This is a genomic window from Verrucomicrobiota bacterium (assembly GCA_037139415.1).
Classification (GTDB): Bacteria; Verrucomicrobiota; Verrucomicrobiia; order Limisphaerales; family Fontisphaeraceae; genus JBAXGN01.
The window spans coordinates 42124-51439 of sequence record JBAXGN010000025.1 but is presented as its reverse complement, the minus strand read 5'-3'; the positions used below and the strand labels follow the sequence as shown (position 1 = coordinate 51439).

At 58.5% G+C, this 9316-nt stretch carries 7 protein-coding genes; all 7 read left to right on the top strand.

The genetic code is table 11. From position 1 onward, the window contains the following. Positions 1-310, top strand: a 310-nt coding sequence (locus tag WCO56_06560) for a response regulator (protein ID MEI7729213.1), incomplete at its 5' end; no start/stop codon positions are given. Between the two features lie 116 nt (positions 311-426). Beyond that, on the top strand, positions 427-2184 hold the full coding sequence (locus tag WCO56_06555; GenBank protein MEI7729212.1) for a DUF3365 domain-containing protein: 1758 nt from the start codon (positions 427-429) through the stop codon (positions 2182-2184). A gap of 79 nt (positions 2185-2263) precedes the next feature. After that, positions 2264-3859 (top strand): SpoIIE family protein phosphatase, encoded by a 1596-nt coding sequence (locus tag WCO56_06550; GenBank protein ID MEI7729211.1) that lies wholly within the window; start codon positions 2264-2266, stop codon positions 3857-3859. 26 nt (positions 3860-3885) lie between these two features. After that, positions 3886-4452 (top strand): SiaB family protein kinase, encoded by a 567-nt coding sequence (locus WCO56_06545; protein ID MEI7729210.1) that lies wholly within the window; start codon positions 3886-3888, stop codon positions 4450-4452. Next, positions 4449-4844 (top strand): DUF1987 domain-containing protein, encoded by a 396-nt coding sequence (locus tag WCO56_06540; GenBank protein ID MEI7729209.1) that lies wholly within the window; start codon positions 4449-4451, stop codon positions 4842-4844. Before WCO56_06545 ends, WCO56_06540 begins: the two co-directional genes overlap by 4 nt. Further along, positions 4841-5311 (top strand): hypothetical protein, encoded by a 471-nt coding sequence (locus WCO56_06535; GenBank protein MEI7729208.1) that lies wholly within the window; start codon positions 4841-4843, stop codon positions 5309-5311. Before WCO56_06540 ends, WCO56_06535 begins: the two co-directional genes overlap by 4 nt. A gap of 128 nt (positions 5312-5439) precedes the next feature. Then, positions 5440-9114, top strand: a complete 3675-nt coding sequence (locus WCO56_06530; GenBank protein MEI7729207.1) for a PAS domain S-box protein — start codon at positions 5440-5442, stop codon at positions 9112-9114. Positions 9115-9316 lie beyond the last annotated feature (202 nt).

Here is a 9316-nt window from a genome sequence, read left to right as displayed (position 1 = left end):
TAGCTACATCGCACGGCCCATCGGCAACCGCGAATTGGCCGCGCGGGTGTCGGCGTTTGTCCGCATCCTGCGCCTGAATCGGGCCTTGCGCGAGAAGAACGCCGAATTGGAAGCCGCATTGGCCAAAGTGAAGTTGCTGAGCGGGCTGCTGCCGATTTGTTCAGGCTGCAAAAAAATCCGCGATGACAAAGGCTATTGGAACGGGGTGGAGAGCTATGTATCCAAGCATTCGGAAGCCACCTTTACCCACGGCCTGTGCCCGGATTGCACCAAAAAATATTTCCCGGAACTGGAGGAACCACCCAAATGAATTCGGAATGCGGAATGCGGAGTGCGGAATGCGGAATGCGGATTAGTCATAATTGGTGATGAATGCACGCAAAGGCTGAACTTGAAAAAAAGACATTGAACCACAGATGAACACAGATGGACACAGATAAGACCAAACACCGGTTCGCCCTTCCGCAATCCGCAATCCACAATCCGAATTCGGGTGCTTCGGCGTTCGGCCAGCGCCACTTGCGACGCGCGAGCTGGCTGATTTTCGCGCTTTGGACGTTGGCGGTGGCCGCCTCCGTGTTTTGGAACGCGCGGCTGCTGCATGATGCCATGGTGGAAGCCGCAGCGACGGATGCCCGGAGCAATTTCAACAAAGATGTGCTCTACCGCCGGTGGGCCACGCTGCACGGTGGCGTCTATGTGCCCGTCACCACCAACACCCCGCCGAATCCGTATTTGACCAACGTCACCGAGCGGGATCTGGTGACACCCTCAGGCCGGCGGTTGACGCTGGTGAATCCCGCGTACATAACGCGGCAGGTGCATGAACTGGAACATCGGGAAGATGGCTCGCACGGTCATATCACCAGCCTGAAACCGTTGCGCCCGGAGAACGCGCCGGACGCCTGGGAAGCCAATGCCTTGAAGTCGTTTGAAAAAGGCCAGACTGAGCAGGTCGCCTGTGAACTGTTTCACGGCAAACCGCACCTGCGCCTGATGCGGCCCTTGGTAGCCGAGAAGGCTTGCCTGATGTGCCATGCCGCCCAAGGGTATCGCGAGGGTGAAATTCGCGGTGGCATCAGTGTCGCGGTGTCGCTGGCCCCGTATCTGGCGATGGAGCAGGCGAGAATTGGACCCATTGTCGGCGCCCATGCCGCGCTGTGGGCGCTGGGCGTGTTGGGAATTTTCCTGGGCGGCCGCCAGATGCGCCAACGGCTCGCCCGGCAAATGGAGGCCGAAGCGCAACTCCGGGAGAACGAGGAAAAATTCCGCACGGTGGCTGATTGGACGTACGACCTGGAAACCTGGCGCACACCGGATGGCCGCTATCTATACGTCTCGCCCTCCGCCGAACGCATCACCGGATATCGCGCCGAGGAGTTCCTGGCCGACCCGGAATTGATGCTGAAAATCATCCATGCGGAGGATCGCGCCAAGGTGGTGGAACACTATCAGAAAACCACCCAACCGACCCAAGATGTCAGCAGCCTGGACTTTCGCATCGTCACCCGCTCGGGCGAGGAGCGTTGGATCAGCCATCATTGCCAGTCGGTCTATGGCGATGATGGCCGCTGGCTCGGTCAGCGGAGCAGCAACCGCGACATCACCTTGCGCAAGCAGGCGGACGGGGAAGTTCGGCACCAGGCGACGTTCGCCCGCTTCAACCCCAACCCGGTTCTGGAGTTCATCGCCACGGGAGAAATCAGCTACTTCAACGATGCAGCCGTGGAAATGGCGCAGACGCTGGGGTTGGCCAAACCCGAGCAGATATTGCCACCCGACACGGCGGCGATCATTCGCGATTGCCTGGCCACCAACCAACCAAAACTGCGGGTGGAGATCACGATCGCATCACGTGTGATTTCATGGTCCTTCTTCCCCATCGCTCCCAGCCGCACGGTGCATGGGTACGCCGGCGACGTCACGTCACGGAAGCAAGCGGAAGCCGAACGGGAACAACTCATCCAGGAATTGCAGAAGGCCCTCGCCAACGTGAAGTCGTTGAGCGGGCTGTTGCCCATCTGCTCGGGCTGCAAAAAAATCCGTGATGACAAAGGCTACTGGAGCCAGGTCGAGAGCTACGTGGCCAAACATTCCGAAGCCAAATTCACCCACGGCATGTGCCCGGATTGCGTCAAAAAGTATTTCCCAGAGATTGGGGACCTTGAGGGGGAGGGGAAGTGAACAGTAATCAGTAATCAGTGAACAGTGAACAGTGAGCAGTTATCAGTGAGCGGTGACCGTTATCAGTGAAACGCAAATCATGAAGCTTATTGAAACAGACCAGTCCAGTGCGCAGGGGGCTACCCCATCGCGACACCGCTTATTTCGCATGAAGGTGGTGTACGGCATTGCGCTGACGTTTATTGCTGTGACGATCGTGTCCTCGGCGCTGATCATGCTATATGCCCTCAAGCGTAACGAAGGGGACAGCCGGGTGATCAATCTCTCGGGCCGCCAGCGGATGCTCTCCCAGCGCCTGACCAAGTGCGTGCTGGCTATGGAACGGGAACCAGCCGCTGCCACCGCCGAAGGGCGGCCGGCGGAAATTGAGAAATCCCTGAAAGATTGGATGGCGGCCCACGAAGGGTTGCAGTATGGGAATCCGGCTATCGGTCTGCCGGTGCGGGAGAATTCGCCCGAGATTCGGAGCTTGTTCCAGAAAATTGAAAATCCGTACCGGGACATGGTGCAGGCCGTGACCGCCGTGCAGCGCCTGCTGGCGGCCAAGGTGGAACTCCGAGGCAACCCGGAACTGAAACGCGCGTCGTCGGCAATGTTGGCCCGCGAGCCGTTCTTTTTGCAGTTGATGGACCAGATCACCTTTCAGTTCGACGCGGAGGCCAAGGCGCGGATCCAGGGCTTGAAGCGGTTGGAGTTGGCGATCCCCGCCCTCGGCCTGCTGGTGTTACTGTTGGAGTTCCTGATCGTGTTCCACCCCTCCCTGGCCCAGCTTTCCACCATGGTGGGTATCCTGGAAAAACGGGGGGAAGAGTTGACCAAGGCCAATGCCGACCTCAAAGTGGCCATGGCCCAGGCCGAGGCCGCCAACGAGCAAGTTCGGGAAAGCATCAATTACGCCCGCACCATCCAGCAGGCCCTGCTCCCGCCGCCCCGGCAAATGCAGGGGGCGGGCTGCGATTATTTCGTGATCTGGTCGCCGCGCGATGTAATTGGCGGCGACCTCTATTGGCTGGAAGAGCGCGGCGGGGATTTCACGGTGGCGGCCATTGATTGCACCGGGCACGGGGTGGCCGGCGCGATCCTGACCATGCTGGCCGGCTCCGTGCTGCATCGCGCGGTAAGCATCCATGGCAACCGGAGCCCGGCGCGGTTGCTGGCCGAGATGAACCATCTGATCCGGCTCACCCTGAGCCGCGAGGCGAAAAACACCTTAAGCGATGACGGCCTGGACATGGCCATCTGCCACGTCAGCCGCAGCGGCGGCTATCTTGAATTCGCCGGCGCGCGGCAATCCCTCTTTTATGTGCGCGGCGCGGAGGTGGTGGAAGTCAAAGGCGACAACGAGAGCATCGGGTATCAAAGCTCGGCGGAGCATCATCAATTTCAGAATCACCGGGTGCCGCTGGCAGAGGTCCGGGCATTTTACCTGACCACCGATGGGCTGCTCGGGCAGGTGGGGGCGGCATCGCTGCTGCCGTTCGGCAAAAACGCCCTGCGCGAGTTTATTGCCGCCCATCATGCGAAACCATTCGCGGAACAACGCCAGTTGCTGTCCGAGCGGCTGACGCGCCACATGGGTGGGGAAACCCAGCGGGACGACATCACGGTGATGGGATTCGGGCTGGAGCGGCCGGGAAATTTCACGGCGGTATCCGCTGGCAATCTGGTCGGGTAAGGTTTAACTTAAAAGAAAGTCCAACTATGTTGAATGAACTCTATGGTTTGCACACCAGGTTGCAACAGGAGGGCATCATGTTTGCCTTCAGCGGCCCGGTTTCGCAACGGGTCATCGAAGGCATCGGTGAAACCCTGAAACAGAAAATGGAACTGGAAGACGCCGGCATGACCACCGTGCAGCGCGTCTTCAGCGTGTTTGTCGAGCAGATGCAGAATGTCGTGAATTATTCCGCCCACCAGCTCACGCCGCCCGATAATGTGGATGGCGAGTTGCGAGTTGGCACGCTCATCGTGGGCAGTGAAGCCGGGCATTTTTATGTGCTTTGCGGCAACCTGATCCAGCGGGAGAAAATGGACGCCATCCGGGAACAACTGGAGCAACTCCACTCCTTGAATCGCGAGGAGCTGAAGGCCCTCTACCGCGAGCGCCGCAAAGCGGCGGACCTCCCTGGGCGCAAAGGCGCGGGACTGGGCTTCATTGACATGGCCCGCAAAGCCAGCCGCCCGATGGAGCATGCATTTAGCGACGTGGATGACACCCATGTCTTTTTTTCAATTAAAGCCGTCATTGAAGGAGAACCATCCGCATGAACCGGTTGAACCTTGAACCCACCCGGTCCACGCCCGCAGTCCACTTTGACCCGGGAACCCACTTGCTGGAACTCAAAGGCGAGTCCTATCCGGAAAATGCCGCCAAATTCTACAGCCCGATTTTCGATTGGCTGGACCAGTATCTGGCCGTAGTCACGCAGGCACCGTTGGTGCTGAACGTGGAAATGATCTACTTTAACAGCAGTTCCTCCATGATCCTCTTGAAAATGTTTGACCGGCTGGACCAAGTTGCGACGGCGGGCCGCCCCGTCACCATCAATTGGCGCTTTGCGTCCGAAAATGACGTGGCCAAGGAATGCGGGGAGGAGTTTCAGGCGGAGGTGACAGCGGTGCGTTTCAACCTGGTTCCCTTGACGAAAGGCGTGGCATGAAAAAAGAAAGCATCGCCAACAATAATACCATTTTTCAGCAGGAGGAGAAATCCATCCAGCAGGCCCGAGAGACTCTGGCGGACGGCGAGTTTCGCAAAACTCCGTGGGCGAAACCGTTCGCGACGCTGCTGGCCAGCTACGAAAAACTCTGGGCGCACACCTGCCGGGTCATGCGCATATCCGATCGGTTTCAGGAACAGCTCCAGGCGGCCAAAGCCGAGTGTCAATGCGCGGAAGCCGCGCTCCGCGTCAAAAACGCTGAGTTGGAAGCGGCGCTGGCCAAGGTGAAGTCGTTGAGCGGACTGCTGCCGATCTGTTCGGGCTGCAAAAAAATCCGCGATGACCTGGGCTATTGGAATCAGGTGGAGAGCTACATCCAGAAACATTCCGAAGCCACCTTTACCCATGGGCTATGCCCGGAGTGCATCAAACGATATTTCCCGGGGCTGGAGGAACCACCCAAATGAATGCAGAATGCGGAGTGCGGAATGGCGAACTGGTGTTTGGTCTTATCTGTGTCTATCTGTGTTTATCTGTGGTTCAATTCTGGATTTTATACCACGAATTTCGGACTTCCTGACAGGTGTTTTGTTTTATGGATAATACTACTCTCAGCGCGCTGTTACATAACGCCGCTTTGCTGCTGGCTTTGGTCGTGGTCTTTGACCTGGCATCCAGCCGCCATATCCACCTTGGGCAAAGGATGCGACAGGTTTTCCTCGGCTTGATTCTGGGGGGTATCGGGATCGGCGTCATCCTGGCGGCTTTTCGGTTGGAGCCCGGCATCGTGTTTGACGCCCGCTCGGTGCTGCTGGCGGTGTCCGGTTTGTTTCTTGGGACGATCCCCACCGTCATCGCGATGGGGATAACCGCCGTGTATCGCGTGACCCAAGGGGGCACGGCCGCCTGGGTCGGTGCCGCCGTGGTGCTGACCTCCGGCAGTCTGGGCATCGCCTGGCGGCACTGGCGCAAGGGGCCGCTCGAGGACATTTCCTGGCGCGAACTTTACGGACTGGGGGTGGTCGTGCATCTCGTCATGCTGGCACTGATGCTGGCGCTGCCCTGGGCGTCTGCCCAGCGGGTGCTCACGGCCATTACGCTGCCAGTGCTGCTTATTTTCCCAGCGACCACCGCCGCCCTGGGAGCCTTCCTGGCCAACCGGCGGCGACGTGAACGGCTCGACACCGAACTGGCGGAAAGCGAGACGCGTTACCGCAGCCTATTTGAAAACGACTACGTGGTGATGTTGATTCTTAATCCCGCGGATGGCAACATCGTGGATGCCAACCCCGCCGCCTGCCGGTTCTACGGCTGGACACGTCAGCAACTCCAAACCATGCGGATTACCCAGATCAACATCCTGCCGCCAGAAAAAATGCACCTGGAATTGGAACGCGCGCGCGCCGCCCAAAGCTACCAGGCCCAAGTCGCGCACCGCCGGGCCGATGGTTCCATTCGGGAGGTCGAAATATTTGGCGGGACCATCCGGATTCAAGGCCGCCCATTGTTCTATTCCATCATCCACGACATCACGGAGCGCAAACAGACGGCGGAAGCCCTCCACCGGGAGCAGGAATTCACGCGCACGTTGCTGGACAATCTCGCCGACGGCGTAGTCGCCTGTGATGCCACCGGGAAACTGGTCTTGTTCAACCGGATGGCTCGGGAATGGCACGGCATGGATGCGCTCGCCCTGCCACCCGAAGAATGGGGCCAACACTATAATCTCTACGGGCCGGATGGAACCACCCCGCTGCCCACCGAAGCCATCCCGCTGCGCCGCGCGTTTCACGGCGAGACCGTCCATGATGCCGGGATGGCCATCATCGCCAAAGGCCTGCCGGCCCGGTATATTCTGGCGGCTGCGGGCCCGTTTTTTGATGCCCGGCACAACCTGTTGGGCGCGGTGGCGGTAATGCAGGACATCACGGATCGCAAGCAGGCCGAAGAGGCGCTGCGGGCGAGTGAAAATAAATTCCGAACCCTCGTGGAAAACATTCCACAAAAGATATTTCTCAAGGACCGGGAAGGCCGTTATGTGTCGCTCAATGAGCATTTTGCCCGCGATCTCCATGTTCCATCCGAAGCGGCGGTGGGCAAGACGGACTATGATTTCTTCCCCAAGGAACTGGCCGATAAATATCGTGCGGACGATGCGCGCATCATGCGGACCGGTCAGTCCGATAGCTTCGAGGAAAAATACCCTCAGGGCGGAAGTGAGATCTGGATTCACACCGTCAAAACACCGGTGCGGGATGAACAGGGTGAGATCATTGGTGTGTTCGGAATTTTCTGGGACATCACCAAAGCCAAGCAGGCGGAAGTGGAACTACACCGGACCCAGGCCATTCTTCAGGCCGCCATGGACCAGAGCACCGCAGGCATCGCGATTGCCGATGCACCCAGCGGCACGTTGCGCTATGTAAACGATGCAGGCCTGCTTATCCGTGGCAGGGACCGGCAGACCGTTGTCAATGGGGTCGGGATACATCAATACGTGGCCACTTGGCAACTCCTGGACTTTGATGGCCGGCCACTCAATGCCGAGGAAGTGCCCCTGGCCCGCGCCATTATGTTCGGCGAGACCAACAGCCGGGAATTCATCATCCGCCGGGCCAACGACGATGATCGCATTGTCCTCGCCAAAGCCGCGCCGATCCGGGATGACGTGGGCACGGTCGTCGCGGGCATTGTCGTCTTCATTGACACTACCGAAGCCAAGCGGGCGGAAGCAGCGTTACTGGAAAAAGAAAAACAATATCGGAGTCTTATTGAGAATCTCCCGGCAGGCATCGTCGTTCATGCTCCCGACACGGCGATCCTGCTTTCCAATCCAATGGCCTCATCCCTGCTAGGGCTGACCGGGGATCAAATGCGGGGAAAAATCGCCTTGGACCCGGCGTGGTGTTTCCTCAGGGAAGACGGTACCACAATGCCGGTTGCGGAATACCCGGTTGATCGGGTCGTGTTATCGGGAGAGCCGATTCTCAACCAGATCGTCGGCATCAACCGCCCGGACCTCGCCGAACCCAATTGGGTGTTATGCAATGCGTATCCAGTGCGTGATCCGAACGGCCACCTGTTACAAATCGTCGTCAGTTTCGTTGATATCACCAAGCGCAAGCGCATGGAAAAATCATTACGCGAAAGTGAAACCCGATTCCGTAGTTTACTGCAAGATGTTCAATTCGTGGCCGTTCAAGGGTATGGGCCGGATGGCACAACTCGATACTGGAATCATGCATCCGAACAGTTGTATGGATACAGTGCGCAAGAGGCGATTGGATGTAATTTGGTGAACCTGATCATCCCACCCGAAATGCGCGAGGGGGTCGCGCAGGCGGTGCGGCAGATGGCCGAGACAGGGCAACCAATCCCGGCATCGGAATTATCGCTGATGCGAAAAGATGGTTCGCGCGTGGAGGTTTTTTCGAGCCATGTCATTGTCAAGGTTCCCGGGTGGCCACAAGAATTGTTTTGCATTGATATTGACCTCACTGAGCGCAAGCGCCTGGAACAGGAGCGGGTGAACTTGGAAGCCCACTTGCGCCAGCAGCAGAAGCTCGAATCCATTGGTACCCTGGCCAGTGGGGTGGCCCATGAAATCAACAACCCCATCAACGGCGTGATGAATTACGCCCAATTGATCCTGGACCGGGCCGAAGCGAACAGTCAGGCGCAGGAGTACGCGCGCGAAATCATCCATGAAACCAACCGGGTGGCCACCATCGTGCGCAACCTGTTGCAGTTCGCCCGGCAGGAGAAGCAGGCCCACAGCCCGGCGCGCATCGAGGATGTGGTGGACCAGACGCTCTCGCTCATCCGCACCGTCATCCGCCGCGACCAGATCACCCTGCATGTGGAAGTGCCCCCGGACTTGCCGATGATCAAATGCCGCAGCCAACAAATTCAGCAGGTACTGATGAACCTGCTCACCAACGCCCGCGACGCCCTTAATCAGCGTTACCCCGCGCATCATGAGGATAAAGTCGTCCGGGTGGAGGCCGCGTATTTCGAGCGGGACGGGCGGCGCTGGGTGCGCCTCATGGTGGAAGATCACGGCGCGGGTATCCCGGCGGAGGTTCAAGGGCGGGTCTTTGATCCGTTCTTCACCACCAAATCGCGAAGCGAAGGCACCGGCCTGGGACTCTCCATCAGCCACAGCATTGTGAAAGATCACCACGGAAAGATGTGGTTTGAAACCGAACCCGGCCACGGCACCAAATTCCACGTGGAACTGCCCGTGGACAATGGATGGGAGGTTGAATGAATGCGGAATTCGGATTGCGGATTGCGGAATGGCGGACGGGTGCTTGGTCCTATCCGTGTTATCGGTGTAATCCGTGGTTCAATTCCGGACTTTTAACCACGGATGGAAACCAGGCTATTGCGGATTGCGGATTGCGGATTGCGGAATGGCGAACCGGCGTTTGGTCTGATCTGTGTCCATCTGTGTTTATCTGTGGTTTATT